Origin of the sequence: Micromonospora sp. DT81.3 (genome assembly GCF_049847225.1) — a bacterium.
Lineage (GTDB): Bacteria > Actinomycetota > Actinomycetes > Actinomycetales > Microbacteriaceae > Microbacterium.
The window spans coordinates 14555-38896 of record NZ_JBNCNY010000002.1 but is presented as its reverse complement, the minus strand read 5'-3'; the positions used below and the strand labels follow the sequence as shown (position 1 = coordinate 38896).

At 69.5% G+C, this 24342-nt stretch carries 30 protein-coding genes and 2 pseudogenes; 21 read left to right on the top strand and 11 right to left on the bottom strand.

Going from position 1 to position 24342, the window contains the following annotated elements; genetic code table 11:
* The first annotated feature begins 5 nt into the window (after positions 1 to 5).
* The gene (locus ACPW96_RS04385) at positions 6 to 1328 is read left to right on the top strand and encodes a CynX/NimT family MFS transporter (protein ID WP_425817979.1); all 1323 of its coding nucleotides are present in this window, start codon (positions 6 to 8) and stop codon (positions 1326 to 1328) included.
* Between the two features lie 48 nt (positions 1329 to 1376).
* On the opposite strand, the gene ACPW96_RS04380 is transcribed toward ACPW96_RS04385, so the two are convergent.
* Both ACPW96_RS04380 and ACPW96_RS04375 read right to left on the bottom strand, forming a co-directional pair.
* On the bottom strand, positions 1377 to 2297 hold the full coding sequence (locus ACPW96_RS04380) for a 5'-3' exonuclease (RefSeq protein WP_425882165.1): 921 nt from the start codon (positions 2295 to 2297) through the stop codon (positions 1377 to 1379).
* 57 nt (positions 2298 to 2354) lie between these two features.
* Positions 2355 to 2711, bottom strand: coding sequence for a hypothetical protein (locus tag ACPW96_RS04375; protein ID WP_425882164.1), 357 nt, complete (start codon positions 2709 to 2711; stop codon positions 2355 to 2357).
* A gap of 215 nt (positions 2712 to 2926) precedes the next feature.
* Here ACPW96_RS04375 and ACPW96_RS04370 point away from each other — a divergent pair, with 215 nt between their 5' ends.
* On the top strand, positions 2927 to 3226 hold the full coding sequence (locus tag ACPW96_RS04370; RefSeq protein ID WP_425882163.1) for a putative quinol monooxygenase: 300 nt from the start codon (positions 2927 to 2929) through the stop codon (positions 3224 to 3226).
* 51 nt (positions 3227 to 3277) lie between these two features.
* Here ACPW96_RS04370 and ACPW96_RS04365 read toward each other — a convergent pair whose 3' ends face one another.
* Positions 3278 to 3880, bottom strand: coding sequence for a dihydrofolate reductase family protein (locus ACPW96_RS04365; protein ID WP_425882162.1), 603 nt, complete (start codon positions 3878 to 3880; stop codon positions 3278 to 3280).
* 57 nt (positions 3881 to 3937) lie between these two features.
* Positions 3938 to 4717, bottom strand: coding sequence for an SDR family NAD(P)-dependent oxidoreductase (locus tag ACPW96_RS04360; protein WP_425882161.1), 780 nt, complete (start codon positions 4715 to 4717; stop codon positions 3938 to 3940).
* 32 nt (positions 4718 to 4749) lie between these two features.
* On the opposite strand from ACPW96_RS04360, the pseudogene ACPW96_RS04355 reads away from it, so the two are divergent.
* From ACPW96_RS04355 to ACPW96_RS04345, 3 genes and pseudogenes are all read left to right on the top strand, one after another.
* A pseudogene (locus ACPW96_RS04355) lies at positions 4750 to 4845 on the top strand (SEC-C metal-binding domain-containing protein); the annotation flags it as partial.
* 6 nt (positions 4846 to 4851) lie between these two features.
* Positions 4852 to 5160: a YchJ family protein gene (locus ACPW96_RS04350; protein WP_425882583.1), complete on the top strand. Its 309-nt coding sequence runs from the start codon at positions 4852 to 4854 to the stop codon at positions 5158 to 5160.
* Between the two features lie 40 nt (positions 5161 to 5200).
* Positions 5201 to 6301: an NAD(P)-binding domain-containing protein gene (locus tag ACPW96_RS04345; RefSeq protein WP_425817991.1), complete on the top strand. Its 1101-nt coding sequence runs from the start codon at positions 5201 to 5203 to the stop codon at positions 6299 to 6301.
* Positions 6302 to 6313: 12 nt separating this feature from the next.
* On the opposite strand, the gene ACPW96_RS04340 is transcribed toward ACPW96_RS04345, so the two are convergent.
* Positions 6314 to 6724, bottom strand: coding sequence for a VOC family protein (locus ACPW96_RS04340; RefSeq protein ID WP_425817993.1), 411 nt, complete (start codon positions 6722 to 6724; stop codon positions 6314 to 6316).
* A 90-nt stretch (positions 6725 to 6814) separates the two neighbouring features.
* Between ACPW96_RS04340 and mmuM the strand changes: the two genes are divergently transcribed.
* Genes mmuM through ACPW96_RS04325 form a run of 3 tightly spaced genes read left to right on the top strand, consistent with a single transcriptional unit; the run spans position 6815 to position 8783 of the window.
* The gene (gene mmuM / locus ACPW96_RS04335) at positions 6815 to 7729 is read left to right on the top strand and encodes a homocysteine S-methyltransferase (RefSeq protein WP_425817995.1); all 915 of its coding nucleotides are present in this window, start codon (positions 6815 to 6817) and stop codon (positions 7727 to 7729) included.
* A 36-nt stretch (positions 7730 to 7765) separates the two neighbouring features.
* The gene (locus ACPW96_RS04330; protein WP_425882160.1) at positions 7766 to 8410 is read left to right on the top strand and encodes an NAD(P)H-binding protein; all 645 of its coding nucleotides are present in this window, start codon (positions 7766 to 7768) and stop codon (positions 8408 to 8410) included.
* A gap of 7 nt (positions 8411 to 8417) precedes the next feature.
* Positions 8418 to 8783 carry a TraR/DksA family transcriptional regulator gene (locus ACPW96_RS04325; protein ID WP_425882159.1) on the top strand — a complete coding sequence of 122 codons (366 nt, stop codon included), beginning with the start codon at positions 8418 to 8420 and terminating at the stop codon, positions 8781 to 8783.
* A gap of 43 nt (positions 8784 to 8826) precedes the next feature.
* Here ACPW96_RS04325 and ACPW96_RS04320 read toward each other — a convergent pair whose 3' ends face one another.
* Positions 8827 to 9048: a DUF2945 domain-containing protein gene (locus tag ACPW96_RS04320; protein ID WP_425818001.1), complete on the bottom strand. Its 222-nt coding sequence runs from the start codon at positions 9046 to 9048 to the stop codon at positions 8827 to 8829.
* Between the two features lie 197 nt (positions 9049 to 9245).
* Here ACPW96_RS04320 and ACPW96_RS04315 point away from each other — a divergent pair, with 197 nt between their 5' ends.
* The 3 genes and pseudogenes from ACPW96_RS04315 to ACPW96_RS04305 all read left to right on the top strand — a co-directional run bounded on the left by ACPW96_RS04315 (position 9246) and on the right by ACPW96_RS04305 (position 10513).
* Positions 9246 to 9518: a hypothetical protein gene (locus ACPW96_RS04315; RefSeq protein WP_425882158.1), complete on the top strand. Its 273-nt coding sequence runs from the start codon at positions 9246 to 9248 to the stop codon at positions 9516 to 9518.
* A gap of 18 nt (positions 9519 to 9536) precedes the next feature.
* A pseudogene (locus ACPW96_RS04310) lies at positions 9537 to 10076 on the top strand (DUF222 domain-containing protein); the annotation flags it as partial.
* Positions 10034 to 10513 carry a hypothetical protein gene (locus ACPW96_RS04305; RefSeq protein ID WP_425882157.1) on the top strand — a complete coding sequence of 160 codons (480 nt, stop codon included), beginning with the start codon at positions 10034 to 10036 and terminating at the stop codon, positions 10511 to 10513. The pseudogene ACPW96_RS04310 and the gene ACPW96_RS04305, both read left to right, overlap by 43 nt.
* Before the next feature lie 486 nt (positions 10514 to 10999).
* On the opposite strand, the gene ACPW96_RS04300 is transcribed toward ACPW96_RS04305, so the two are convergent.
* Positions 11000 to 11305, bottom strand: a complete 306-nt coding sequence (locus tag ACPW96_RS04300; RefSeq protein WP_425882156.1) for an NIPSNAP family protein — start codon at positions 11303 to 11305, stop codon at positions 11000 to 11002.
* Between the two features lie 376 nt (positions 11306 to 11681).
* Between ACPW96_RS04300 and rpsA the strand changes: the two genes are divergently transcribed.
* From rpsA to ACPW96_RS04270, 6 genes are all read left to right on the top strand, one after another.
* Entirely contained in the window at positions 11682 to 13148 is a 1467-nt protein-coding gene (gene rpsA, locus ACPW96_RS04295; protein ID WP_425882155.1) for a 30S ribosomal protein S1, read from the top strand.
* A 168-nt stretch (positions 13149 to 13316) separates the two neighbouring features.
* The gene (locus ACPW96_RS04290; protein ID WP_425882154.1) at positions 13317 to 14231 is read left to right on the top strand and encodes an NAD-dependent epimerase/dehydratase family protein; all 915 of its coding nucleotides are present in this window, start codon (positions 13317 to 13319) and stop codon (positions 14229 to 14231) included.
* Between the two features lie 101 nt (positions 14232 to 14332).
* Positions 14333 to 14881, top strand: a complete 549-nt coding sequence (locus tag ACPW96_RS04285) for a hypothetical protein (protein WP_425882153.1) — start codon at positions 14333 to 14335, stop codon at positions 14879 to 14881.
* A gap of 75 nt (positions 14882 to 14956) precedes the next feature.
* The gene (locus ACPW96_RS04280; RefSeq protein ID WP_425882152.1) at positions 14957 to 15727 is read left to right on the top strand and encodes a hypothetical protein; all 771 of its coding nucleotides are present in this window, start codon (positions 14957 to 14959) and stop codon (positions 15725 to 15727) included.
* A gap of 26 nt (positions 15728 to 15753) precedes the next feature.
* Positions 15754 to 17409 (top strand): sensor histidine kinase, encoded by a 1656-nt coding sequence (locus ACPW96_RS04275; RefSeq protein ID WP_425882151.1) that lies wholly within the window; start codon positions 15754 to 15756, stop codon positions 17407 to 17409.
* A complete protein-coding gene (locus tag ACPW96_RS04270; protein ID WP_425818019.1) occupies positions 17409 to 18566 on the top strand; it encodes a hypothetical protein in 1158 nt (385 codons plus the stop codon). The genes ACPW96_RS04275 and ACPW96_RS04270 overlap by 1 nt, the downstream gene beginning before the upstream one ends.
* 7 nt (positions 18567 to 18573) lie before the next feature.
* Here ACPW96_RS04270 and ACPW96_RS04265 read toward each other — a convergent pair whose 3' ends face one another.
* The 3 genes from ACPW96_RS04265 to ACPW96_RS04255 are packed head-to-tail and all read right to left on the bottom strand — an operon-like array spanning position 18574 to position 19853.
* Positions 18574 to 19443 carry a response regulator transcription factor gene (locus ACPW96_RS04265; protein WP_425818021.1) on the bottom strand — a complete coding sequence of 290 codons (870 nt, stop codon included), beginning with the start codon at positions 19441 to 19443 and terminating at the stop codon, positions 18574 to 18576.
* A 9-nt stretch (positions 19444 to 19452) separates the two neighbouring features.
* The gene (locus ACPW96_RS04260; RefSeq protein ID WP_425882150.1) at positions 19453 to 19713 is read right to left on the bottom strand and encodes a hypothetical protein; all 261 of its coding nucleotides are present in this window, start codon (positions 19711 to 19713) and stop codon (positions 19453 to 19455) included.
* A complete protein-coding gene (locus tag ACPW96_RS04255) occupies positions 19710 to 19853 on the bottom strand; it encodes a hypothetical protein (protein WP_425818025.1) in 144 nt (47 codons plus the stop codon). Before ACPW96_RS04255 ends, ACPW96_RS04260 begins: the two co-directional genes overlap by 4 nt.
* A 180-nt stretch (positions 19854 to 20033) precedes the next feature.
* Between ACPW96_RS04255 and coaE the strand changes: the two genes are divergently transcribed.
* From coaE to uvrB, 3 genes are all read left to right on the top strand, one after another.
* The gene (gene coaE, locus ACPW96_RS04250) at positions 20034 to 20642 is read left to right on the top strand and encodes a dephospho-CoA kinase (protein ID WP_425882149.1); all 609 of its coding nucleotides are present in this window, start codon (positions 20034 to 20036) and stop codon (positions 20640 to 20642) included.
* Positions 20643 to 20697: 55 nt separating this feature from the next.
* Positions 20698 to 21351: a hypothetical protein gene (locus tag ACPW96_RS04245; RefSeq protein WP_425882148.1), complete on the top strand. Its 654-nt coding sequence runs from the start codon at positions 20698 to 20700 to the stop codon at positions 21349 to 21351.
* Between the two features lie 64 nt (positions 21352 to 21415).
* The gene (gene uvrB, locus ACPW96_RS04240; protein ID WP_425818031.1) at positions 21416 to 23497 is read left to right on the top strand and encodes an excinuclease ABC subunit UvrB; all 2082 of its coding nucleotides are present in this window, start codon (positions 21416 to 21418) and stop codon (positions 23495 to 23497) included.
* A gap of 18 nt (positions 23498 to 23515) precedes the next feature.
* On the opposite strand, the gene ACPW96_RS04235 is transcribed toward uvrB, so the two are convergent.
* Complete coding sequence (locus ACPW96_RS04235) at positions 23516 to 23755, bottom strand: hypothetical protein (protein WP_425818033.1); 240 nt, start codon at positions 23753 to 23755, stop codon at positions 23516 to 23518.
* A gap of 45 nt (positions 23756 to 23800) precedes the next feature.
* Between ACPW96_RS04235 and ACPW96_RS04230 the strand changes: the two genes are divergently transcribed.
* Positions 23801 to 24256 (top strand): MarR family winged helix-turn-helix transcriptional regulator, encoded by a 456-nt coding sequence (locus ACPW96_RS04230; protein ID WP_425818619.1) that lies wholly within the window; start codon positions 23801 to 23803, stop codon positions 24254 to 24256.
* The last annotated feature ends 86 nt before the right edge of the window (positions 24257 to 24342 follow it).

Sequence of the window (24342 nt, the reverse complement as noted above, 5' to 3'; positions counted from 1 at the left end):
CGAGGGTGACCTCTCTCCCCGCGCCGCACGCGCGCGGGGCCGTCCCGTGGCTCGTCATCGCGGGCGTGCTGGTGGCCGCCCTCAGCCTCCGGGGCCCGATCGTGGCGCCGACACCGGTTCTCGCCGACATCGAGCACGATCTCGGCGTCAACGCGGCGACCGCGGGGTTGCTGACCTCGGTGCCGGTGCTCATGTTCGCGCTGCTGACGCCGCTCGCCGCCCTCGTCATCCGCCGGGCCGGCGCCGAGATCGCCCTCATGCTGTCGCTGTCTGGAGTGCTTCTCGGCACGCTGGTGCGAGCCGTGCCGGGCTTCGGCTGGATGCTCGCGGGATCGCTCGTCATCGGGGCCTCCATCACGATCGGCAACGTCGTCATCCCGGTCATCATCCGGCGGGATGTCGCACCCGAGCGGGTCTCGCTGGTCACCGCGGCGTACACGGCAACCCTCAACGCAGGGTCGCTGCTCACCTCACTTGCCACCGTTCCACTCGCATCGGTCGTCGGATGGAACATGGCGCTGCTGCTCTGGGGTGCCGTCACCCTGGCCGGTGCGGTGCTCTGGGGCGTCCATCTGGGGCGCGAGAAGCGCGCGGGCCGTGGCTGGGGATCGCGCGACTCCGGAGAACAGCACGACCCAGCGGCTCGTCGGGTGTCGACAGGCACCGGCCCCCTCGATGCCGCCTCTCTGACGGGCCCGATGCCGGCCCTGGGGATGCGCGGAGGTCGGAAGGAACGCGGAGCCCGACACGAGCGGACGATGCTGCGCAGGCCGGTGGTGTGGCTGCTCGTGGGCGCGTTCGGGGCGCAGACGTTCGGCTACTACGGAATGTCGACGTGGCTGCCGACGCTTGTCGCCGACACGCTCGGCGTCGGGCAGGCGGCTGCGGGGGCGCTGGCCTCCATCTTCCAGGGCATGGGCATCGTCGGCGCGTTCCTGGTGCCGATCCTCGCGCGCTTCGCACCGCCGGTGGTGCCCGCAGCGGTCGTCTGCTTCTGCTGGCTCGCGCTCAGCGTCGGGCTGCTGCTGGCGCCGGACGCCTTCGTGATCTGGGTCGCGTTCGGGGCGATGGCGCACGCCGGCGGGTTCGTCGTGATCTTCACACTGCTGGTCGGGGTCGCACGAAGCGACGCCGAAGCCGCCGGCATGTCGGCCCTGGTGCAGGGCGGGGGATACGGGATCGGCGCCCTCGGGGCACCGCTGCTGGGCGCCGTGCACGAGGCCACCGGCGGCTGGAGTGCGCCGCTGATGATCATGGCCGGCGTCGCCGTCGCCTACACCGTGCTCCTGCTGTCCGCCTTGGCCGCGGCGCGACGAGCGACGACGTGACAGGCTCTCGGGCTACAGCGGCGCTGAGTTCCTTCAGCCAGCTCAGTCTCAGCGGGTGAGCGCGGCAAGCACGCGCTCGACCGGCGACGCAAGGTTGTGCGACTCCGCCAGCGCGCCCAGCTGCGCCCTGGCCGTGTCATCCGGACGCGTGATCCGGGAGTCGATCTCCCCGAGGTCGAGATCGCGCACCACCGCCACGACAGTCGGGGCGACCTCGAGGTACCCCGCGGCGCCGACGATCTTCGACTGGAGGCCGGCCGACATCCCCTCACCCGCTGCCGCGGCGGCGATGATGCCGGGCAGGTCGCCGTGCGTCGCCAAGAGCGTGGCGGCGGTCTTCTCGCCGATCCCCGCCACGCCGGGCAGTCCGTCCGATGCGTCTCCGCGGAGGGTGGCGAAGTCGGCGTACTGGCTCGGCAGCACGCCGTACTTGCCGACGACGACCGCCTCGGTGACGAGTTCCAGGTTGCTCATGCCGCGGGCGGTATAGATCACGCGCACCTGGCGCGCGTCATCCACCAGCTGGAAGAGATCCCGATCGCCGGTGACGATGTCGACCGGCAGCGTGGCCTGCGACGCGAGGCTGCCGATGATGTCGTCGGCCTCGTGGTGAGCGCGGCCGACGATCGGGATCCGAAGGGCCTCGAGCACAGCACGGATGGTGGGGATCTGCACCTCGAGCGGGTCGGGAGTCTCCTCGACGTCCGGCCCGCCGACGACGACCTCGGCCACCCGATGCGACTTGTAGGTGGGGATGAGGTCGACCCGCCACTGGGGCCGCCAGTCGTCGTCCCAGCAGGCGATGAGGTGGGTGGGCTCGTAGGTGGTGACGAGCCGCGTGATGATATCGAGCAGCCCCCGCACCGCGTTGACCGGGGTGCCGTCCGCCGCCTTGACGGTGTCGGGCACGCCGTAGAAGGCACGGAAGTACAGCGATGCGGTGTCGAGGAGCATGAGGCGGTCGGTCACGTGCTCATCCTGCCACGGGGGTGCGACGGGCTTTCGGGGGGCGTGCCGCGCGTCTGTTCAGACGAAGCGGGGAGTCACCGCCCAGGCGGTGCTGCTCGCAAGCGCCGCGGCGAGCGCGAGTGCCTGGCCTCGAGCGTCGGCCAGCCCGGACGAGGAGTACACGTCGATCGCCAGTGGGGGCGGCTCGCCGAACTTGGGGATCTCGATCTCGGCCCAGGCGCTGGGAGAGAGCCGCATGAACGGTCGGGCCGTGCCCGCGTTCTCAACCGCCGCGTCGAGCGTCAACGCGACGATCGCGAGGGCATCGAGCTTGGTGACGGCATCACCCACGACGAGCGTCGCGACGTGCGGCGTGCGCTCGGGCGGTGGCGGCGTCGGCGTGCGGCCCCTGCGCTTCGCTCGTGGCCCCGGCATGGCGAAAGCCTACGGCGGTGGTCAGGGGTGCGGGTCAGTTTCCCGAGACGATCCCGATGATGCCCGACGCCAGAAGATAGATGCCCACCCCTCCCGCGAGCACCCAGACCAGGATGCGGGTGGACGAGGGGCGCTTCGGGTCGTCGATATCCATCGTCCTCAGGGTAGCCGACCCACGCGCGAGCCTTGTCGGGGGGTCGTGCCACACTTCCCGCATGACGTTCGCGAACATCGGCCACCTCGGCACGCTCCCCGGCAAGCGCGACGAGGTCGTCGCCATCCTCACGCGCCGCAACCCCGCCATGGCCGAGATCGGATGCCTGCTCTACGAGGTCGGCGTAAACGACGAACAGCCCGACACGGTGTTCGTCGCGGAACTGTGGCGATCGGCCGAGGCGCATCGAGCCTCGCTGGAGCTCTCCGAGGTGAAGGCGGCGATCGCGGAGGCGATGCCACTTCTCTCGGGCGAGATGGGAGGAACGCGATTCGACGTGGTGGGGTCGCCGCTGAGATAGCGGCGCGCCGACGGTGAGCGGAAGCCGGAAGGGTGGGCGGGCCATCGGCCGCTAGCGGCGACGGTAGGTGACGTGGCTCACGTGGGGCGTGGAACGGGCGGATGCGACGACCCACTTCGACCGCTCGACGCCGTCGAAGAGCCGCACGATGCCGTGACCGCCGAGGCCGACCACGAGAGGCGCGAAATGCAGGCGGAGCTCGTCGATCAGCCCGGCCCGCAGGAACTCGTTGATGGTGGAGGCGCCGCCGGCGATCGCGACGCTGCGCTCACCGGCGGCCGCTCGTGCGGCATCCATCGCCTTCTCCGGCCCATCCGTGATGAAGTGGAATATCGTCCCGCCCTCCATCTCGAGAGGTTCCCGGGCGAAGTGCGTCAGGACGTAGACGGGCGCGTGATACGGCGGTTCGTCCCCCCACCACCCGCGCCAGTCGCCCTTCCATTCACCGCGGACCGGACCGAACATGTTGCGGCCCATGATGTATGCGCCGGCGTCGAGGATCGCGGCGACTTCGTCGGCGCTCTCTCGGCCGTGCTCGAACATCCACTCATGCAGCACCTCGCCGACGCCATCGCCGAACGGGGCCTCGGCCCGCTGGTCGTAGCCGGTCGAATAGCCGTCCATCGACAGCGACAGGTCGCACGTGACCGTCATTGCTCCATTTTCATGCCGAGCGATGCCGTGCGCCAGAGGATGCGCGGGGTGTCGCGATCAGGTGAGGAGCCGGCCCGTTGCGGCGAGGCTGAGGCGACGGGGCACGATGCCCGCCGCCTTCGCGAGGATTCCGTTCCTCACGCCCGACACGATGCTGGGCGGGGTGTGCGAGCGGTCGAGCGCCTTCAGGGCTGTTGCCACGACCTGTTCGGAACTCTGGAATCTCCCGACGGCGGCGTCCTCCGAGCCGACGACCTCGAAGAACTCGGTGCTCGTCGCGCCCGGACTGAGGGCCAGCACGCTGAGGCCGGATTCACGCGTCTCGTACGCGATGGCCTCGGTGAAGCTCAGGACGTAGGCCTTCGAGGCGCCGTAGATCGCCATGTTGGGCAGCGGCTGGTAGGCCGCAGTGCTGGCGATGTTGACCAGCGCGCCTTCCCCCCTGCGGATGAGATCGGGAAGGAACTCGCGAGTGAGCCGCGTCAGCGCCAGCACATTCAGCTGCAGCAGTGACTCGACGCGCGCCGGATCCTCGTTCACGAACGCCCCGCGCATGCCGAATCCCGCGTTGTTGATGAGGGTGTGGATGCCGCGGCCGGCCAGTGCAGCGCGCACGGCCTGCACCGCATCCGGTGTCGTGAGGTCGAGAGGGACGACAGTGGCGCCGACCTTGTGGTCGCGCTCGAGCGCCATCGCCAGCTGCCGCAGACGGTCCTCGCGGCGCGCGACCAGCACCACATCCGCGCCGCGCTCGGCGAAGCGGGTGGCGAACTCCACGCCGAGGCCGGAGCTCGCGCCGGTGATGAGGGCGGTCGTGCCGCGATAGGTCATGGTCATGGTTTTCACCCTAGGCGCGGCAGAATCGGGTCATGTCGTTCGGTCAGGCCGCTCGCGGGACCTTCCCAGCCGTCTCCTCCTCGGCGCGATGCCCGTGTGGCAGCGGGGATGCCTTCGGCGCGTGCTGTCGCACCCTGCACGCCGGTGCGCCGGCCCCGAGCGCGGAGCGGCTGATGCGCGCCCGCTACTCGGCCTTCGTGGTCGGCGATGCCGTCTACCTTTGGGACACCTGGCACGGATCCACTCGGCCGGACACGGTGGAGCTGCACCCGGGCATCCGATGGACGGGGCTGGAGATGGTGGACGTCGTGGATGACGGCGATCGGGCGGTCGTGGAGTTCCGGGCGCACTACCGCGACCCCGAGGGCCAGGGCGTGCAGCAGGAGCGCAGCCGCTTCGCCAGGCGAGCGGGGCGCTGGTTCTACCTCGACGCCGAGGACTGACCGGCGGAATGCGCGAGGGGTGCGGGCGGTTCTCATTCACGTGGATGAATCTCCCGCAGTCCCGCGTGATGTCGACGTCGTCGTCATCGGTGCGGGGCAGGCGGGCCTCTCCGCGGCGTACCACCTGCGGCGGCGCGGCTTCACACCGGTGGACCGGGCGGTCGGTTCAGGGACTTTCGTGGTGCTCGACGCCGACGCCACGCCCGGCGGAGCGTGGCAGCACCGCTGGGAATCGCTGCGGATGGGCACGGTGAACGGCATCCACGAGCTGCCGGGCTTCGAGGTGCCGCCCGCGGATCCGCGCGCCCCGAGCCGCGACATCCTTCCGTCGTACTTCGACGAGTACGAGCGGCGGTTCGATCTCGCGGTCCGGCGGCCCGTGAAGGTGCGCGCGGTGCGACGCACCGGGGACGGAGAGCGTCTGCGGATCGAGACGGAGAACGGGGCATGGTCCGCTCGGCACGTCGTCAATGCCACCGGCACGTGGTCCCGCCCGTTCTGGCCCCACTACCCGGGCCGGGACCTGTTCCAGGGTCGGCAGCTCCACACGGCCGACTACGTGTCGGCCGAGGAGTTCGCGGGCAAGCGGGTGATCATCGTGGGCGCCGGCGTTTCCGCGCTGCAGCTCCTCGATGAGATCTCCCGGGTGGCGGAGACTCTCTGGATGACGCGACGAGAGCCGCAGTGGGTCGAGGAGGACTTCGACATCCCGGCGCGGATCGCAGCGCTCGCAGGCGTCGAGGAGCGGGTGCGCCAGGGCCTGCCGCCGGGCAGCGTGATCTCGGTGACCGGCATGCACTGGACCCCATGGGCGCGGGCAGCCCAGGAGCGGGGCGTGCTGGTGCGGCATCCGATGTTCACCGCCATCGAGCCCGACGGCGTGCGGATGCCGGACGGCTCGTTCCTGGCGGCCGACGTGATCCTGTGGGCGACGGGATTCCGCCCCGCCCTCGACCACCTGGCCCCGCTCGGACTGCGCACCCCGGCGGGTGGCATCCGCGTCGACGGGACCATGGCGATCGACGAGCCTCGGCTGCACCTGATCGGCTACGGCCCGTCACAGTCGACGATCGGGGCGAATCGCGCGGGACGGGCCGCGGTCGCCGCCATCGTGGCGGAGCGGCAGGCGGTCGCGGCCTGAGCGGTGGCCGCGTCAGCTCGTCCGCTCACTCAGGACGTCGAGGTAGTGCTGGTTGAACATCACCCCGAGCACGTTTCCGAAGGGATCGTAGACCGATCCGGTGACGAATCCCGGGCCCTGTTCCGTGACCGGCACGTGCGGGGTGGCGCCCAACTCGAGCAGGCGCTCGTAGGCGGCGTGTACATCGTCGACCGCCCAGTAGGCGACCGTCCCGCCCTGCTCGCTGGGTGTGGGCCCGACGTAGCGCCGGTCGAGGAGGCCGAGCTCGTGCGAGTAGTCGCCGATGCGGAACTCCACGTAGGCCGTCGCGCCCCCGAACTCCTTCCGGAAGTACGGCTCGATGCCGAGCACCTTCTGATACCAGTCGGCTGCGGCCTCGACGTCGTCGGCGGAGTAGGTGATGGTCGTGAGTCCTCTGAGCATGGAAGCTCCCTTCTGTGCCCGATTCTGCCGCTGGCCACCGACACCGCGGGTGCTCGGCGGGGGCATCCGTCCCCTGCCTAGACTGACGGCGTGACAGCCTTCACCGATGCCCTCGCGGCCGGCCCGATCGTGCTCGACGGGGGTCTCGGCACGCTGCTCGAGGCACAGGGCCATGACCTGTCGTCGTCGCTGTGGTCGGCTCGTCTGCTGCTGGAAGCGCCGACGGAGCTCCGCCGGGCGCACGTCGAGTACTTCGCCGCCGGCGCCAGGGTCGCCATCACGTCTTCGTACCAGGTGAGCTACGAGGCGCTCGCCGCAGAAGGACTCGGCAGCGCTGCGGTGGACGCCCTGCTGGCCTCGAGCGTGCGGCTCGCGCGCGAGGCGCGGGAGGAGGCCGGCCTCTCCGCCGATGAGGCCTGGGTCGCGGCATCCGTCGGGCCGTACGGGGCCTCGCTGGCGGACGGCAGCGAGTACACCGGCGACTACGGACTGGATGTCGACCAGCTGCGCCTGTGGCATCGCCCCCGCATCCGGGCCCTCGCCGCCGCCGCGCCCGATGCCCTGGCGGTCGAGACGCTTCCATCGCTCGCCGAGCTGGAGGCCGTCTGCCTCGAGCTCGAGGGGATCGGGGTCCCCGCGTGGATCAGCGTGACGGTCGCCGACGGCGCGCTGCGCTCGGGCGAGTCGCTGGCGGAAGCCGCGGCCATCGCCGGGGCCACTCCTGAGGTCATCGCCGTCGGCGTCAACTGCTGCGACGTATCCGAGGTCGGAGGCGCCCTCGCCCTGCTCCGTGCGGGCACGGGCAAGCCCGGCGTCGCCTACCCCAACAGCGGTGAACGCTGGAACGCGGACGAGCGCCGCTGGTCGGGCGAAGCCGGCCGCATCTCGCAGTCGGCGGGGGAGTGGGTGGTCGGCGGCGCCCGCCTCGTCGGCGGATGCTGCCGGGTAGGCCCGGATCAGATCTCCGAGGTGGCGCATGCCGTCTCCGCCGCCCCGCGGCGCTGATCGGCGCGTAGCGTGGAGGCGAGCGAAGGGATTCCCATGTCACGCATCCTCATCATCGGCGGCCACGGCAAGGTGGCGCTCCTGCTCGCGCCGCTGCTGGTCGCGCGCGGCGACGACGTGACGAGCGTCATCCGCAATCCCGAGCACTCGGACGAGGTCGCCGCGACGGGAGCTGTGCCCCTGGTCGCGGACGTCGAGTCGCTCGATGTCTCGGGCATGGCCGCGCTCTTCGACGGTCACGACGCGATCGTGTGGTCTGCGGGTGCCGGAGGCGGAACGGCGGCGCGCACCTACGCCGTCGATCGGGATGCCGCGATCCGCTCGATGGATGCCGCGCTCGCTGCGGGGGTGCGCCGGTACGTGATGGTGTCGTACTTCGGCGCGCGGTTGGATCATGGCGTGCCCGAGGGGAACGGCTTCTACGCGTATGCCGAAGCCAAGGCGGCCGCCGACGAGCAGCTGCGCGCGAGTGGCCTCGACTGGACGATCGTCGCCCCCAGCGCCTTGACGCTGCACGACCCGACCGGTCTCATCGACCCGGACGCCAGCGAATCGGGCGCGGTGAGCAGGGCGGATGTCGCGGCCGTCGTCGCCGCGGCGTTGGCCTCTCCGTCGTCGGTGGGTCGTACGATCCGATTCAACAAGGGGGAGGTGCCCATCGCCGAGGCGCTGGAGAGGTGACCGCCGGGTGGACGATGCGACTCTGAGCGGGTTCGCAGCGCTTCTGCGTGAGCGCCGTGAGGCTGCGGAGCGCACGTTGCTTCGCAACTCGGAGGACGGACGCGATCTGCTGAGCGCGCGGGGCGACGGGACGGCCGACGACGAGCACGACCCGGAAGGATCGACGCTGTCCGGCGAATGGGCGATGCTGGAGGCGCTCCGAGCCGACACCGAGCACGAACTCGCCGAGATCGATGCGGCCCTGCTTCGCCAGCAGTCGGGAACCTACGGCCGCTGCGCCGAATGCGGTCGGGATATCCCGGAGGCCCGACTGCGGGCACGGCCGATGACGAGGACGTGCGTGGCATGCGCCGAGGTGGTCGAGCGGCGGTAGCCGGGCCGGTGCGGAGTTGTGCTGGCCCGTTGCCGGGTGCCCGTTACTTGGAGAGCTTGCGCAGCGCTGACCGCTTGTGCGCCGCTTCGCTGCCGCTCTTCTCCGATCGGATGATGTAGGCGGGATCGTCCTCGGATGCCGTGAAGTGCTGCCCTGCGAACTCGAAGTCCTTCGTGCGCACGGCCGTGATCTCGCCCCGGGTGCGGCCCTGAGAGGTGTTCCAGCTCACACGATCACCCTTCGCGAGCTTTGCGGATTTCGCCATCGTTCCTCCTGATCATCTGTCGCTCCGATGATCCCCGCGCGTGCCAACGGGCGGAAGCGGCTTGACGCGCGCTCCATCGGGCGGGTAGCGGTCGGGCGGTGGTGGCGCACCGGCGGCCCCGGGTCGCTGCGGAGCCAAGCGAGACGAAGCGAAACGAAGCGCCTGCAAATGTCGGAACCCGATGCCAAGATCAGAACATGTCTTCGAATGACAACCCCGGCCCGCCTCCCGACCCGGTTTCGCTGGAAGCGGCGGAAGCCGCGATCCTCGAAACCCTGGTCAGGACGATCGTCGACGCCCGAGCCGGGATCGCGGCGTTCCAGGCCTTCGAGACGCGTGCGCTCGCCGCGGCCGCGGCCCTCGGTGCGGAGCAGATGTCCCGCGTCACGTCGCTTGCGTCGAGAGATCGTGAGATGCCCCTGCGCTCGATTGCGGCCGAGTTGGCCGCTGCCGTACGCACGAGCGACTGATCCGTCCAGCGACAGCTCAACGACGCAACCCTGCTGGTGGAGAGCTTCCCTCAGACGTTGACCGCATGGGGGGAAGGGCGGATCTCCCGAGCCCACGTATCGGTGATCGTGCAGGCAGGGTTCGGCATCGACGACGCGGATGCGAGCGCCGGTTTCGAGGACGAGGTGCTGCGGCGGGCATACGTGGGAACCCCCGGCCGGCTCGGTCCGATCGCGAAGCTGCTCGCCAACCGGGCTCAGCCGCGCACCCTCGAAGCGCGGCACGCCGACGCCCGCGCCGAACGAACCGTTCGGATGAGCGACCTGCCCGACGGAATGGGAGAACTGATCCTGCTTCAGCCATCCGTGCTGATCCACGGGATCTTCGACCGGATCACCCAACAAGCCCAGACGGTCAAAGAGGCACGAACGTCAACAGCCGGGGCGGACACTCCGCTCGAAGCATCGGATCGTCCGGTTGGCTCGGATGGATCCGTCCGAGCGGACGAGGGGGGCACGCAGCGGATGTGCGCACCATGGATCAGCTTCGAGCGGACATCCTCGCCGACATGCTGCTGACCGGCACTCCGTCGGTCGATGACCCGGATGCCGGAATCGACCTCGGCGCGATCCGAGCGAGAGTTCAGGTCACGGTCCCGGTGCTCGCCCTCACCGGCCACGGGTCAGAGCCGGCTGTGCTAGCCGGGTCGGGTCCGATCGATCCGGAGACGGCGCGAAGCCTGGCGGGCGGATGTCCCGGATGGGAACGCGTCATGACACACCCGGTCACCGGGGCCGTCCTCGCCGTTGACCGCTACCGGCCCGGGGAAGACCTGAAACGGCTGCTCCGCGTGCGCGATGAGCACTGCCGGTTTCCCGGATGCCGGATGCCGCCCACCGGTGCGACCTGGATCACACCCACGACGCCGCCCACGGCGGCGCAACCTCCGACGCCAACCTCGCCCACCTCTGCAAGCGACATCACACGCTCAAGCACGCCACCCCGTGGACCGTGAAACAACGCTCCGGCGGGGTCCTGGAATGGACCAGTCCCACAGGACGCACCTACACCGACACCCCGGAACCCGTCCTCCGCTTCACTGCGAGCAGCGACCCACCGCCGTTCTAGACGTCGATCAAGGGAATCGCCCCGTCTCCCTGGGCGAGCTCCGTTGGTGTCGAGGGCGAATCAGCTCAGGCTTCGAGGGGGCGAGAGCTCCAGATCCCACGCGGGAAGGCTCGAGGCCTCAAGCTGGAGCCTCCTTGAAGTCAAGCGCGAGTTCCTACGTCCACGGCGCGCGGTCGGTTGAACTCACTCGACGAGAGACGACCTCACTCGACGAGAGGAGAGACGAATTCACTCGACGAGAGGAGAGATGAATTCACTCGAAGAGAGGAGAGACGAACTCACTCGAAGAGAGGAGAGACGAACTCACTCGACGAGAGGAGAGATGAATTCACTCGAAGAGAGGAGAGACGAACTCAGTCGAAGAGAGACGAACTCACTCGAAGAGAGGAGAGACGAAACGACGCTCGTAGCGACGGATGCAGCGTGTCTCGGCGGCGAAGCGATACGCCTCCATGCACTCGGGGTCGGTTGCGGCGCGCAGGCGGTACTGCTCGTACTCCGCGAGCGACGGGAACGTGAACAGCGCGAACGCCTCGTCGCTGTCACCTTCGCTGGGCAGGAAGTACCCGTGGTGCTGGCCGCCCAGGCGGTTCACGAGACGGATCCACAGCCTGCCGTACTCCTCGAAGTCGCTCAGCTTGTCGGCATCGATCTCATACCGGAGGTGCACCGTGATCACGGGTTGCTCGATTCTGATGTCAGTGGGTGTGCGGGAATGCGATCTGGAGCCGGAACCCGCGCTCGCGACCTAGGCGGCAACGTCATCCTCGTGCAGATCGAGAACGAGAACGCCGCCCATGGCTCCGACAAGCGGGTCCCGGCGACCCCTCATCCATCGCGGGCATGACTCTATCCGAGCCGTAATGCGGCTCGGGCATAATGCGGCCCACCGACGCGTTCTGATACCCTGAAGTGTCATGCGTATGGCTTCATTGCCGTGCGCCCGCGACACTCGCAATCCAAATCCACTCGCTTCGGTTCGAAGCATCCGTTCGCCCTGGCGTGCGGGCGCCGACCGTGGCCCGATATCCAACCCAACAAGGACAACCCACTACATGACTATCGCCACGACCGCCCCGGCCACCAAGCAGGTCGCCATCAATGACATCGGATCTGCTGAGGACTTCCTGGCTGCGGTCGAACTGACCCTCAAGTTCTTCAACGACGGCGACCTCATCGAAGGAACCGTCGTGAAGATCGACCGCGACGAGGTCCTCCTCGACGTCGGGTACAAGACCGAGGGCGTCATCCCCTCGCGCGAGCTCTCCATCAAGCACGACGTCGACCCCAATGAGGTCGTCAAGGTCGGCGACGCCGTCGAGGCCCTCGTTCTCCAGAAGGAGGACAAGGAAGGCCGTCTGATCCTGTCGAAGAAGCGCGCACAGTACGAGCGCGCATGGGGCGACGTGGAGAAGATCAAGGAGAACGACGGAGTCGTCACCGGTTCGGTCATCGAGGTCGTCAAGGGCGGCCTCATCGTCGACATCGGTCTCCGCGGCTTCCTCCCGGCCTCGCTCATCGAGCTGCGCCGCGTCCGCGACCTCACGCCGTACCTCGGCCAGGAGATCGAGGCCAAGATCCTCGAGCTCGACAAGAACCGCAACAACGTCGTCCTCAGCCGTCGCGCGCTGCTCGAGCAGACGCAGTCGGAGTCGCGCACCACGTTCCTGAACAACCTGCACAAGGGTCAGGTCCGCAAGGGTGTCGTGTCCTCGATCGTCAACTTCGGTGCGTTCGTCGACCTGGGCGGCGTGGACGGCCTCGTGCACGTCTCCGAGCTCTCGTGGAAGCACATCGAGCACGCCTCAGAGGTCGTCGAGGTCGGTCAGGAAGTCACCGTCGAGATCCTCGAGGTCGACCTCGATCGTGAGCGCGTGTCGCTCTCGCTCAAGGCGACGCAGGAGGACCCGTGGCAGGTCTTCGCCCGCACCCACGCCATCGGGCAGGTCACCCCGGGCAAGGTCACGAAGCTCGTCCCGTTCGGCGCGTTCGTCCGCGTTGCGGACGGCATCGAGGGCCTCGTGCACATCTCGGAGCTCTCCGGCAAGCACGTCGAGCTCGCCGAGCAGGTCGTGTCGGTCGGCGAAGAGGTGTTCGTCAAGGTCATCGACATCGACCTCGAGCGTCGCCGCATCTCGCTCTCGCTCAAGCAGGCGAACGAGTCGGTCGACCCCAACGGCACCGAGTTCGACCCGGCCCTGTACGGCATGGTCACCGAGTACGACGAGAACGGCGAGTACAAGTACCCCGAGGGCTTCGACGTCGAGACTCAGGCGTGGAAGGAAGGCTCCGACGCCGAGCGCGAGCAGTGGGAGCAGGAGTACGCCGCTGCCCAGGGTCGCTGGGAGCAGCACAAGGCTGCTGTCGCCAAGACCCTCGAGGCCGAGGCAGCCGGGTTCGCCCCGGTCGAGTCCAGCTCTGCGGGCTCGTCCTTCTCGAGCGACTCGAACGGCGCCGGCACGCTCGCGGATGACGAGGCTCTGGCCGCGCTCCGCGAGAAGCTCTCGGGCGGAAACGCGTAGCGTCCACTCCCGCAGCACCCGCTGAACCAAAGGGCCGTCACCTCCGGGTGGCGGCCCTTTCGCGTGCGTACACAACCCTCTCGGGTTCGTACGAAACCCGGTGCGCGATGCGCCACGGACTCGTAACATCGGCTGCAAGGGCAAGTGGAGGGGTCTGGGGGATTCGAGATGCGGGTACTCCTGGCGGGCGCAACAGGTACGTTCGGCGGCCCGCTCGTGCGAGAGCTCGTCGGGGCGGGCCACGAAGTCGTCGGCATCGGCCGATCCGAGGGCGGCGCCGAGCGGGTGCGCCGGCTCGGTGCGACGCCACTGCTCGTCGACGTCATGGACAGACGAGCGCTGCTCGACTCGGTCGACGGGGAGAGCTTCGATGCCGTCATCCATGAGATGACCGCGCTGAAGAAGCCGCCGACGAGTCACGGTGATATGCGGGCCACGAACGCCCTGCGCATCGACGGCACCGCGCACCTGCTCGATGCCGCTCGCGCGACGGGGGCGACACGCTTCGTGACCCAGTCGATCGTTTTCGGCTATGGCTATCGCGATCACGGGACGCGGCCGCTGACCGAGGACGACCCCTTCGCCGTTCCATATGGCAACGCGTTCGACGAGCACCTCGCGGCGATGCTGTCGACAGAGAAGCAGGTGACGACCGCGCAGGGCATCCACGGCATCGCCCTGCGCTATGGCCTGTTCTACGGCGCCGACATCGATCAGATGGCGGGGATGCTGCGACGCCGCATGCTGCCGGTCGTCCGAGACGGCGGCGAGATTCCGTTCGTCCACCATGCGGATGCCGCGACCGCGACCCTCGCGGCGCTCGAGCGGGGCGACCCGGGCTCCGTCTACAACATCGTCGATGACACTCCGGCGACGTTCCGGGACCTGATCGAGCAGGTGGCGGCCGCGAAGGGCGCTCCCGCACCGCTCATCGTTCCGCGGTGGCTCCTGGGGACGGCGGCACCCTACGCGGCATCCCTCTTCGGCGGCATTTCGATGCGCGTCTCCAACGAGCGCGCTGCCACTCGCCTGGGCTGGCGGCCGCGCTATCCATCGATGCGGGAAGGTGTCGCCGCGAGTTGACTCCCCGATTGGGGGAGGCCACGCGTACCATGCGACGAAAGCGCCGGGTTCCGGCGAGACCGATCGCAGCGGCCGGACTGCTCGAGTGAAGGGACGGTCGCATGGCGCAGGCATGCTCGGTGGGGAACTGCGCCGGACCCGTGCCGGCCGACGCCCCGGTTCCGCTCTGCGAGCGGCACCTCGCGGTTGCCGGCGACTGGGCCGAGCGGGAGTACGGCGTCGTGGACGTGCTGCCCGCAGCGTGCCGGCTGTGCGGCTCGACCCTCGGACGACGGTACCCGTCCGGGTGGGTGTGCGCCGTGTGCGAGTGGCGCTACGGAGAGGTCGTCGACGCTGAACTTCCGCTGCCCCGAGTGGACGTCGTGTACTATCTGCGATACGCCGATCGGGTGAAGATCGGCACGACCGCCAACCCTCGGCAGCGGTTCGCGGCGATCTGGCACAACGATCTTCTCGCCCTCGAGCGCGGGGACAGGCGGCTCGAGCACCGTCGGCACGTGCAGTTCGCCGCAGAGCGCTTCGGGACGACGGAATGGTTCCGCCTCTCGGACGCGATCCGCGCGCACATCGCCGTGCTCGGGGGCGGGATCGAGGACCCGTGGGATGTCTACGCCCGGTGGTGCGCCGAGGCGCTCGCACTGCGCGGTTAGAAGTGTGCGTCATTTCCAGCATCCTCGAAGGCAGCGCCCCTACCCTGGTGAGCCCACGAGAGTACGGAGGACGTCATGGGTTTCCTGGATCGCCTGTTCGGAACCGAGCAGCCGCGGCAGCAGCCGCCCGTGCCGCAGTACGGGCAGGACCCCTACGCCGCTCCTGTCAGCACGGGTCGCCCAGGCATGACGCCACCGCCGGCGGGACCGCCGGCGGGCGCGCCGGCTGAGGGCGGCGGCACCCCCCGCACCGAGGACGAGCTGGCGATCGAGCGCTACCGCTATCTGCTCCGCACGGCTCCGCCGGAGACGATCGAGCAGGTGCACGCCGAGGCCTTCGGCAGGCTCACGGAGCAGCAGCGGCAGCAGGTGCTCGCCGATCTCTCGACCGGGCTCTCCCCGTTCGAGCAGCCGCGCAGCACCGATCCTCAGGCGCTCGCCCGCGCGGCGACCCGCGCGGAGTATATGAACCCGGGCTTCATGGAGCGCACCCTGGGTAACACCCAGGGCACCGGCCGATCCGGCCCGGGCTTCGGCTCGATGGTGGGCGGTTCGCTGCTCGGCACGGTCGCGGGTTACGTGATCGGCTCGGCGATCGTGAGCTCGTTCATGGGCCCGTCGATGTACGACCAGGGCTATGAAGACGGCTCCGCGGATGCCGGGGCAGACGGTTCCGGCGATGCGGGCGCCGACGCGTCGGGTGACGCGGGAGCCGACGCGGGCAGCGCGGACGCCGGCAGCGCCGACGGAGGTGGCTTCGACGGCGGCGGATTCGACGGTGGCGGATTCGATGGCGGTGGCTTCGACGCCGGCGGAATGGACTTCGGCGGGTTCGACGGCTTCTAGCCGCACCCCGCGATAGCGTCGCCCTCATGGCGGCGGATTCGACGCGGTGGCGCACCGGGCCCCGCGGCGACCGCACGCTGGAGCGCTCTAACGCGCTGAACCAGCTTCTGCTGGGCGCCGTGGTGCTCGTCGCCGCGCTGCTGGTCCTGCTGACGGGCCCGCCCGCCGACCTCGGTCTGCTTCTGGCGGGGCTGGTGCTCGTCTTCCTGATCTCGGGCCTGGCCCTCGCGGTGCCGTGGAACAGGTTTTCGCCCCTCTGGGGTGCGCTGCTGCCGATCGCCGACATCATTGCGATCATCATCCTCCGCGAGGCGAGTCCGACATCGGGGTTCGCGCTCCTCTGGGTGTTCCCTGCCACCTGGCTCGCCGGCTCCTTCGGGCTTCCCGGCCTTGCCTTCGGGAGCGTCTCCATCAGCGCCATCTACTGGATCATCGTGGGCACCGACCCGGATGAGGCGTTCGGTCCCGCTGCGTTCCTGATTCCGCTGACCATCGTCGCGGTCTCGACCACGGCCTACCTCAGCTCGCGGCGCGCCACGGCCCAGCGCTCGCTCCTCGACAAGCAGGCGCGTCTGCTCGCCCGCACGGTGGAGCGGGTGCAGCGCCAGGAGGACGCCGTGACCGAGGTGCTGGATGCCGTGGACTTCGGCGTCATCCGCATCGCTGCCGACGGATCGCTCTCGGTGACCAACGAAGCTCACGCCCGCCTTCAACAGGCGGCCGCGCCGCGAGGACAGACCGCGGCGTCGTCACGCCGGGCGGTGTACTCCTCGGACGGCATCTCGCCCATCGATCCGCAGAGCGAGCCGCTCGCCCGCGCACGCAGGGGAGAGGCGTTCGAGAGCGAGCTGGTCTGGTACGGCGCTCCCGGCGAGCGCCGCCGCGCCCTGGGCATCACCTCCCGGCGGCTGCACGACGCGGAGGGGAAGGATGTCGGGGGCCTGGTCGTCTCACGCGACGTCACTGCGGAGGTGACCGCGCTCCGGGCGCGGGATGACCTCGTCGCCTCGGTGTCCCACGAGCTGCGCACGCCGCTGACCTCGATCCTCGGCTACATCGAACTCGTGCTGGACGGCGAGGACCTCTCCCCGTCGGCGCGGAGGCAGCTCGGAATCGCCGAACGCAACGCGACCCGCCTGCTCGACATCGTGGCCGACATCCTGACCGCCTCTGCCGACCCCCGCGCCGGCGTGGAGCTGTCGGTGCACCAGAGCGAGGAGTCGCTGGACGCGGTCGTGCGTGCCGCCGTCGAAGCGGCCGCCCCGCGTGCCGCCGAGCGGCGCATCGCGATCGACGCCTCCGGAATCGAGCCGACGACCGCGTACATCGATCCGCACCGGGTGCGCCAGGTGGTCGACAACCTGCTCTCGAACGCCGTCAAGTACGGCCGCGATGGCGGCAGCGTCGCCGTCGGAGTCACGAGCGATGTCGACCACGCCTGGCTCGCGGTGCGCGACGACGGCCCTGGCATCTCGCCGGAGGAGGTGCCGCGCCTCTTCGAGCGGTTCTTCCGCTCCGATGCCGTGCGCAACACCTCGACGTACGGGAGCGGGCTCGGGCTGAGTATCAGTCGCGACATCGTGCGGTCGCACGGGGGCGAGATCACCGTGCAGAGCACACCGGGGGACGGTTCGACATTCATCGCGCGTCTGCCGAGACGCGCACCAGGAGGAGAAGCCTGATGCTGCAGCCGTTCACCGTATCCGTGATGACCGCCCTGGTGCTGATGGTGGCGGGAGCGGTCTTCGTGATCGAGACGCTGCTGCGCAAGGACGAGGGCGCGGGCCGTGTCTGGGCGCTCGCCTTCCTCGCCGGGATGCTGACGACCGTCGCGTACCTGGTGTGGGGGGTGTCTCCCCGCACCTGGTGGGCGGTCGCGGTCGGAAATGGATCGTTCGTCGCCGGCACGGGACTGCTCTGGCTCGGATCCCGGCGGTTCAACGAGCGGCCGATGATGGTGCCGTCGCTGGTGGTGGGCGCCGCGTCGCTCGCGGCCTCGATCGCCGTCGTGATCGACGGTCCGGATGGCGGCGATTGGGCCGGGGCGATCGTGATGTTCGTGGGGATAGCGGCCTTCGCCGTGGCGGGGACGGTGGAGACGGTCACGGGGGAGATGGGGCGCAACCGCAACGCCGCCGGTCTCGCACTCGTGCTAGGACTCCAAGCGGCGTATTACATCGTCCGCTCTTTCGTCTTCATCGCCTTCGGACCGGAGAGCTGGCTGTTCGAGCGCTGGTTCAACACGATCGTCACGAGCCTGCTCACCGTGACGCTCACCATCGTGGCCGTCGTGACGACGTCGGTGCTGCGCGCCGGAAAGGCCCAGCTGCCGGGGCGCCCCCAGACGACGGTACTGGGCATGGCGCGCGATGGGGTGCTGCTGTCCGACGCGTTCCAGCGGGTGCTCGCCGATCGCACCGCGCACGCCCGGCGCAACGGGGAGCTGATGGGCGTCATCTCGACCCGGCTGGACGACCTCGCCCAACTCTCGACGGCGTTCGGCTCGGCCGAGGCCCAGCAGGTGCAGCGGGCCTGGCGCGCGTCCGCCGTGCGCTTCGCGCCGACGAGCGCGTTCGTCGGCGATGACGGCGAAGGGGGCGTGGCGATCGGCGTGCACCCGACGTCCCAGGCGGATGCCCGCCGCATGGCGACGCGGGTGAGTGCCGGAATGTCCGAGGCCCTTGCGGCACTGGGCACGAGCGTCGTCCCGGTGCTCGGGGTGGGCGTCGCGCTGACCGACACGGTGGGGTACGACCCGGGAAAGCTGGTCGACGCGGCGAGAGATGCCTCCGCCCGCGCATCCGACAGCGACGACGCCGGCGTGATCGTGGCCGGGTGAGCTCGGCTCAGCCTGCCGTGAGCCGATAGCCGACGCCGCGCACCGTCTCGATCCAGCGCGGGCGGGCCGGTGACTCGCCGAGCTTGCGCCTGAGGTTCGCGACATGCACCTCGATCGCCCGCGCGTCGTGTTCGCTGACGAAGCCGGAACCGGTGCCGCGGTCGCCCCGCAGCAGAAGCGCGAGTTCGGCCTTGCTGACGACCCGCCCGCGAGCGTCCAGGAGGTCTCCCACGATGTCGAACTCGCTGCGCGTCAGCTCGACATCCCCTCCGTCCACGGTGACCAGGCGCCGCCCCGGGTGCAGACGCAGACCGCGATGCTCGAGCCATCCCGCCGCGGCCGGCTCAGCCGATGCGGGGGAGGCCGCCGGCGCGGAGGCCGCTCCGTTCTCCGCACCGGAGACATCCATCGCCCGCGGCCGGCGGAGCATGGCTTCGATGCGCGCACGCAGCTCCCGCGGTCGGAAGGGCTTGGTGACGTAGTCGTCGGCGCCGGATTGCAGGCCCTGCAGCGTGTCGATCTCGTCCGCACGCGCGGTGAGCATGATGAGGTACGTGTGGCTGAAGGCGCGGATGCGCTTGGCCGTCTCGAATCCGTCCATCCCCGGCATGCTGACGTCGAGGGTCGTGACGATGGGATCGTGCCGGCGGACCAGTTCGATGCCGTCGAGTCCGGAACCGGCGGTGTGCACCACGAAACCCGCCTGCTCCAGCACGTCCGCCAGGAGCGAGCGGATGTCGGGCTCGTCCTCGATGATCACGGCCACACGCGGGTACTGCATGGATGGACCTCCCGGATCATCCAGCACTCCGATCGGAGCTACAGAGACATCCGCGATGATATCGCGGAAGACCCTCTTGAATGCTTCCCCCGGCATACCCGCGTCCTATCCGCCCGACACCGCAGGTGACGCGGCCGCCGGGGAGGAGCCCACCCCCAGGAACGCTCCTCCCACGACGGCCGCTCTGCCGACGGCGCCGATGCCCCGGCGACCGGGGAACCCGGTGAACCGCGGCAACACCACCGCCGGCGTCCCCACGCGCAGCGGGGCGGTCCCCCGACCGCCCCGCTGCGCCGCCGGCATCCACACATCGCGCCCGGGCATGCGGCCCCGCGCGCCGGAGGATTCCTTGTCGACGCCCGTCACGGACGATCCCCTGCTGGGTGCCGCCCGCGTGCGCACGCGGGGCCGTCTTCCCACCAGTCGACGGCCCTGACCGCGGCGAACGCGATCTGCAGCGAGACGATCCAGAGGGCGTCGGCGGCGACGGGACGCAGGTTGCGCATCTCTGGTGTCCTTCTGTTGTTCCGCGCACGGGATCCGGGGGATCCGGCACGGCTGGGCGACCGCCCCACGGGTGAGGGCGCGGCGATCACACGATACGTGCGTGTGCTCAGTCATCGCTCAACCGCCGCTCAGGCGATCCTCAGGGGCTCCTTTGCCTTTGCCCGTGGCATGCTCGGTGCATGCCCCTCATCGCACTCACCGGCGGCATCGCGTCCGGAAAATCGACCATCGCGCGACGGCTCGCAGAGCACGGCGCGGTGGTCGTCGACGCCGACGCCATCGTCCGTGATGTGCAGCGACCGGGGTCGTTCGTGCTCGATGCGATCGCCGCGGAGTTCGGGCCGACGCTCATCGCGGGCGATGGTTCGCTCGATCGCGCCGCCCTCGGCGCCATGGTCTTCGGCGACCCGGACGCGCTGCGCCGGCTGAATGCCATCGTGCACCCCGCCGTCCGCCGGGAGTCCCAGCGCCGCTTCGACGAGGCGCTCGCGAAGGATGCGGACGCGGTCGTCGTGTACGACGTGCCGCTTCTGGTCGAAGCGCGGGTCGATGACCGGTGGGATCTGATCGTCGTGGCGCACGCGTCCGCCGACGTGCGGCAGGCGCGGCTCGTCCAAGAGCGCGGGATGGACTCGGCATCCGCCCGCGCGCGCATCGCCTCGCAGGTGCCGGACGAGAAGCGCCTGGAGATCGCGGACGTCGTCATCGACACCACCGGAACCCTCGAGAGCACCGCGCAGCAGGTGGATGAGCTGTGGGAGCGTCTGCGGCCGGGGCGCTCGGGCTGACCTGGTCGGATGTCGGAAGGGCCGGTATCCTGGGCAGGGACGACGGAGGTGCGACGTGGGCGTTTTCGACCGGTTCCGGCGCAGGAAGAAGGCGCCGTACGAGGCGCTGTCCGATGAAGAGCGGATGTCTCGCTACCTCTACCTGCTCAACACGCTTCCCCCCTCGGTCATAGAGCGGGCTCACGAGTCGGCGTTCCGGGACGTTCCGCTCGCCCGCCGGCAGGAGATGTTCGAACAGCTGCGGCCCTTCATGTCCGAGGAGGAGCAGAAGCAGGCGGCGGAGCCGGAGCTGCTGGCGCGCCTGGTGCGCCGCGCGGAAGAGCGGCGGGCGCAGTCGGCCGAGTCGGCATCCGGAACGGAGCAGGAGCGCGAGCCGGCGAGGACCACGACCCAGCTCGCAGCCCCCGAGTTCTTGACTCAGAACGGCCTGATGGCGCTGGTGGCGTATAACTTCCTCCTCAGCTCGGCCGTGACCTCGTACTTCACCGTCGGCGCCGGTTCGCTCGGACTCGCCGGCGAACCCGACTGGGTCGGCGACATGGCGGGCGGCGGTGTGGACGGCGGTGGCGGCGTGGGCGGCGGCTTCGACGGCGGCGGCGGCGGGATCGACGGCGGCGGCGGTATGGACAGCGGCGGCTTGGGGGGCGGCGGATTCGACTTCGGAGGTGGCTTCGGCGGCGGGTTCGACGGCGGCGGCGGCTTCGGATAGTCCCCGCCGTGCGCCCCGGGCGAACCCCGGCCCGCGTGTCGGAGGCCCCGCCTAGGCTGGAATCATGCAGACTACGCGCAGCGTCCGGCCGTTCGAGGTCGTCAGCGAATACGTCCCGAGCGGGGATCAGCCCCAGGCGATCGCCGACCTCGCGCAGCGCATCAACGCCGGGGAGACGGATGTCGTCCTGCTCGGCGCGACCGGAACCGGAAAGTCCGCCACGACGGCGTGGCTGATCGAGCAGGTCCAGCGCCCGACGCTCGTGCTCGCGCACAACAAGACCCTGGCGGCCCAGCTGGCGAACGAGTTCCGCGAACTGATGCCCCACAACGCCGTCGAGTACTTCGTGTCCTACTACGACTATTACCAGCCCGAGGCCTACGTTCCGCAGACCGACACCTTCATCGAGAAGGACTCCTCGGTCAACGCCGAGGTCGAGCGCCTGCGGCACTCGACGACCAACTCGCTGCTGAGCCGGCGCGACGTCGTCGTGGTCTCGACCGTCTCGTGCATCTACGGCCTCGGTGCCCCGGAGGAGTACCTGCGGGCGATGGTCGCGCTGCAGGTGGGGGAGCAGTACGACCGCGACGCGCTCATCCGGCGGTTCATCTCGATGCAGTACAACCGCAACGACGTCGACTTCTCGCGCGGCAATTTCCGCGTCCGGGGCGACACCATCGAGATCATCCCGGTCTACGAGGAGTACGCGATCCGCATAGAGCTCTTCGGCGACGAGATCGAGGCGCTCTACATGCTGCATCCCCTCACCGGAGACGTCGTCCAGCGCATGGATTCCGTGCCGATCTTCCCGGCGTCGCACTACGTCGCGGGCACCGACAAGATGCAGCGCGCCATCGGCACGATCGAGACCGAGCTCGAGCAGCGTCTCAAGGAGCTCGAGAGCCAGGGCAAGCTGCTCGAGGCCCAGCGGCTGCGCATGCGCACCTCCTTCGACCTCGAGATGATGCAGCAGCTCGGGTTCTGCTCCGGCATCGAGAACTACTCACGGCACATCGACGGGCGCCTGCCGGGCGAGGCGCCGCACTGCCTGCTCGACTTCTTCCCCGACGACTTCCTGGTGGTCATCGACGAGTCCCACGCGACGGTGCCGCAGATCGGGGCGATGTACGAGGGGGATGCCTCGCGCAAGCGCACCCTGGTGGAGCACGGCTTCCGGCTCCCGAGTGCGATGGACAATCGGCCGCTGCGGTGGGACGAGTTCAAGAACCGCGTCGGCCAGACCGTCTACCTGTCGGCAACGCCCGGCCGCTACGAGATGGGCATCGCCGACGGGGTGGTCGAGCAGATCATCCGACCGACCGGCCTCGTCGATCCTCAGATCGTGGTCAAGCCGTCGAAGGGCCAGATCGACGACCTCCTCGAGGAGATCCGCAAGCGCGCAGCGCAGGACGAGCGGGTGCTCGTGACGACGCTCACCAAGAAGATGGCGGAGGAGCTCACCGACTTCCTGGGTGAGCACGGCGTGCGGGTGCGGTATCTGCACTCGGATGTCGACACCCTTCGGCGCGTCGAGCTGCTGACCGAGCTGCGCGCCGGTGTCTACGACGTGCTCGTCGGCATCAACCTCCTCCGAGAAGGCCTCGACCTGCCGGAGGTGTCGCTCGTGTCCATCCTGGATGCCGACAAGGAGGGCTTCCTCCGGAGCGGAACGTCGCTGATCCAGACGATCGGCCGCGCCGCGCGAAACGTGTCCGGTGAAGTGCACATGTACGCCGACAAGGTGACCGACTCGATGAAGGCGGCGATCGAGGAGACCGATCGGCGCCGCGACAAGCAGATCGCGTACAACCTCGAGAACGGGATCGATCCGACGCCGCTCCGCAAGCGCATCGCCGACATCACCGAGGTGCTCGCGCGTGAGGGCGCCGACACGGCCGAGATGCTGTCGAAGCGCACCTCGGCGAAGCTGAAGTCGGGCAAGGGCAAGTCCCCGACACCCGGGCTCCGGCGCACCGGTATCGCGGCCGAAGGGGCCGACCAGCTGGAGGCGACGATCGCCGACCTCAGCGGGCAGATGCTCGCGGCCGCGGCGGAATTGAAGTTCGAGCTCGCAGCCCGGCTTCGGGACGAGGTCCAGGACATGAAACGCGACCTGCGGCAGATGGAGAAGGCCGGGCACGCCTGACCCCTGGGCGGTGACTGCTCAGGGGCAGTGCATGAGGGGTTTCGGACCCGAGCGGTCGAAGGTGTGCTCCGTCATGCGCGCCCCGCAGAGGGGACAGGATCGTTCGGCCCGCTCGGCCACGGTGGGCGGGGGCGTGGTCTCATAGGGACCCACCGCGGCAGGACCCGCCATGCGGATGAGCTTCGCGTTGGCCCACAGGTACCAGCCGCCCGCCGCCCGAACCCGTGTGCGCAACGGCTGCTTCTCGTCCTTGGTCATATGCTTAGTGTACTAAACATTTGTGCGCGATAGGATGCGGTCATGATGACGGACGACCTCCTGGCGCTGGAGAATCAGCTCTGCTTCGCGCTCGTCACCGCGGCACGCAACGTCGTGTCGCTCTACCGGCCGGTCCTCGAGCCGCTCGGCCTGACGCACCCGCAGTATCTCGTGATGCTCGCACTGTGGGAGCAGTCCCCGCGGTCGCTGGGCGAGCTGGCGGATGAGCTGGCGATGGAGCCCGCCACGCTGTCACCCCTCGTCAAGAGGCTCGAGGCCCAGGGCCGCGTGGTGCGATCACGTCGCGCCGACGACGAGCGCGTCCTCGACATCGCCCTCACGGAGGAAGGGCGCGCGCTGCGCACCCGAGCACTCGAGGTGCCGCGCCAGATCATGGCGCGCACCGGGATGGACGTGGCGGAGCTCTCGGCGCTTCGCGACGGGCTTGCTCCGTTCTCCGGCGGACGCACCCGAACGCACGCCGCCTCATCCATTTCCTGACGATTGCGTGAACTGCTTGCCGGGAATGCTTGCGAATTCTCAGGAAGTTCCTAGGCTCGGAAACGGTGAGTCGGTTCCAACCGGCA

Coding starts and splice junctions, on each gene's coding strand:
- ACPW96_RS04375 (WP_425882164.1), bottom strand. CDS start 2,711: ATGCCGGGGCCACGAGCGAAGCGCAGGGGCCGCACGCCGACGCCGCCA.
- ACPW96_RS04370 (WP_425882163.1), top strand. CDS start 2,927: ATGACGTTCGCGAACATCGGCCACCTCGGCACGCTCCCCGGCAAGCGC.
- ACPW96_RS04365 (WP_425882162.1), bottom strand. CDS start 3,880: ATGACGGTCACGTGCGACCTGTCGCTGTCGATGGACGGCTATTCGACC.
- ACPW96_RS04360 (WP_425882161.1), bottom strand. CDS start 4,717: ATGACCATGACCTATCGCGGCACGACCGCCCTCATCACCGGCGCGAGC.
- ACPW96_RS04340 (WP_425817993.1), bottom strand. CDS start 6,724: ATGCTCAGAGGACTCACGACCATCACCTACTCCGCCGACGACGTCGAG.
- ACPW96_RS04330 (WP_425882160.1), top strand. CDS start 7,766: ATGTCACGCATCCTCATCATCGGCGGCCACGGCAAGGTGGCGCTCCTG.
- ACPW96_RS04320 (WP_425818001.1), bottom strand. CDS start 9,048: ATGGCGAAATCCGCAAAGCTCGCGAAGGGTGATCGTGTGAGCTGGAAC.
- ACPW96_RS04315 (WP_425882158.1), top strand. CDS start 9,246: ATGTCTTCGAATGACAACCCCGGCCCGCCTCCCGACCCGGTTTCGCTG.
- ACPW96_RS04305 (WP_425882157.1), top strand. CDS start 10,034: ATGGATCAGCTTCGAGCGGACATCCTCGCCGACATGCTGCTGACCGGC.
- rpsA (WP_425882155.1), top strand. CDS start 11,682: ATGACTATCGCCACGACCGCCCCGGCCACCAAGCAGGTCGCCATCAAT.
- ACPW96_RS04290 (WP_425882154.1), top strand. CDS start 13,317: ATGCGGGTACTCCTGGCGGGCGCAACAGGTACGTTCGGCGGCCCGCTC.
- ACPW96_RS04285 (WP_425882153.1), top strand. CDS start 14,333: ATGGCGCAGGCATGCTCGGTGGGGAACTGCGCCGGACCCGTGCCGGCC.
- ACPW96_RS04280 (WP_425882152.1), top strand. CDS start 14,957: ATGGGTTTCCTGGATCGCCTGTTCGGAACCGAGCAGCCGCGGCAGCAG.
- ACPW96_RS04275 (WP_425882151.1), top strand. CDS start 15,754: ATGGCGGCGGATTCGACGCGGTGGCGCACCGGGCCCCGCGGCGACCGC.
- ACPW96_RS04270 (WP_425818019.1), top strand. CDS start 17,409: ATGCTGCAGCCGTTCACCGTATCCGTGATGACCGCCCTGGTGCTGATG.
- ACPW96_RS04265 (WP_425818021.1), bottom strand. CDS start 19,443: ATGCCGGGGGAAGCATTCAAGAGGGTCTTCCGCGATATCATCGCGGAT.
- ACPW96_RS04255 (WP_425818025.1), bottom strand. CDS start 19,853: ATGCGCAACCTGCGTCCCGTCGCCGCCGACGCCCTCTGGATCGTCTCG.
- coaE (WP_425882149.1), top strand. CDS start 20,034: ATGCCCCTCATCGCACTCACCGGCGGCATCGCGTCCGGAAAATCGACC.
- uvrB (WP_425818031.1), top strand. CDS start 21,416: ATGCAGACTACGCGCAGCGTCCGGCCGTTCGAGGTCGTCAGCGAATAC.
- ACPW96_RS04235 (WP_425818033.1), bottom strand. CDS start 23,755: ATGACCAAGGACGAGAAGCAGCCGTTGCGCACACGGGTTCGGGCGGCG.
- ACPW96_RS04230 (WP_425818619.1), top strand. CDS start 23,801: ATGACGGACGACCTCCTGGCGCTGGAGAATCAGCTCTGCTTCGCGCTC.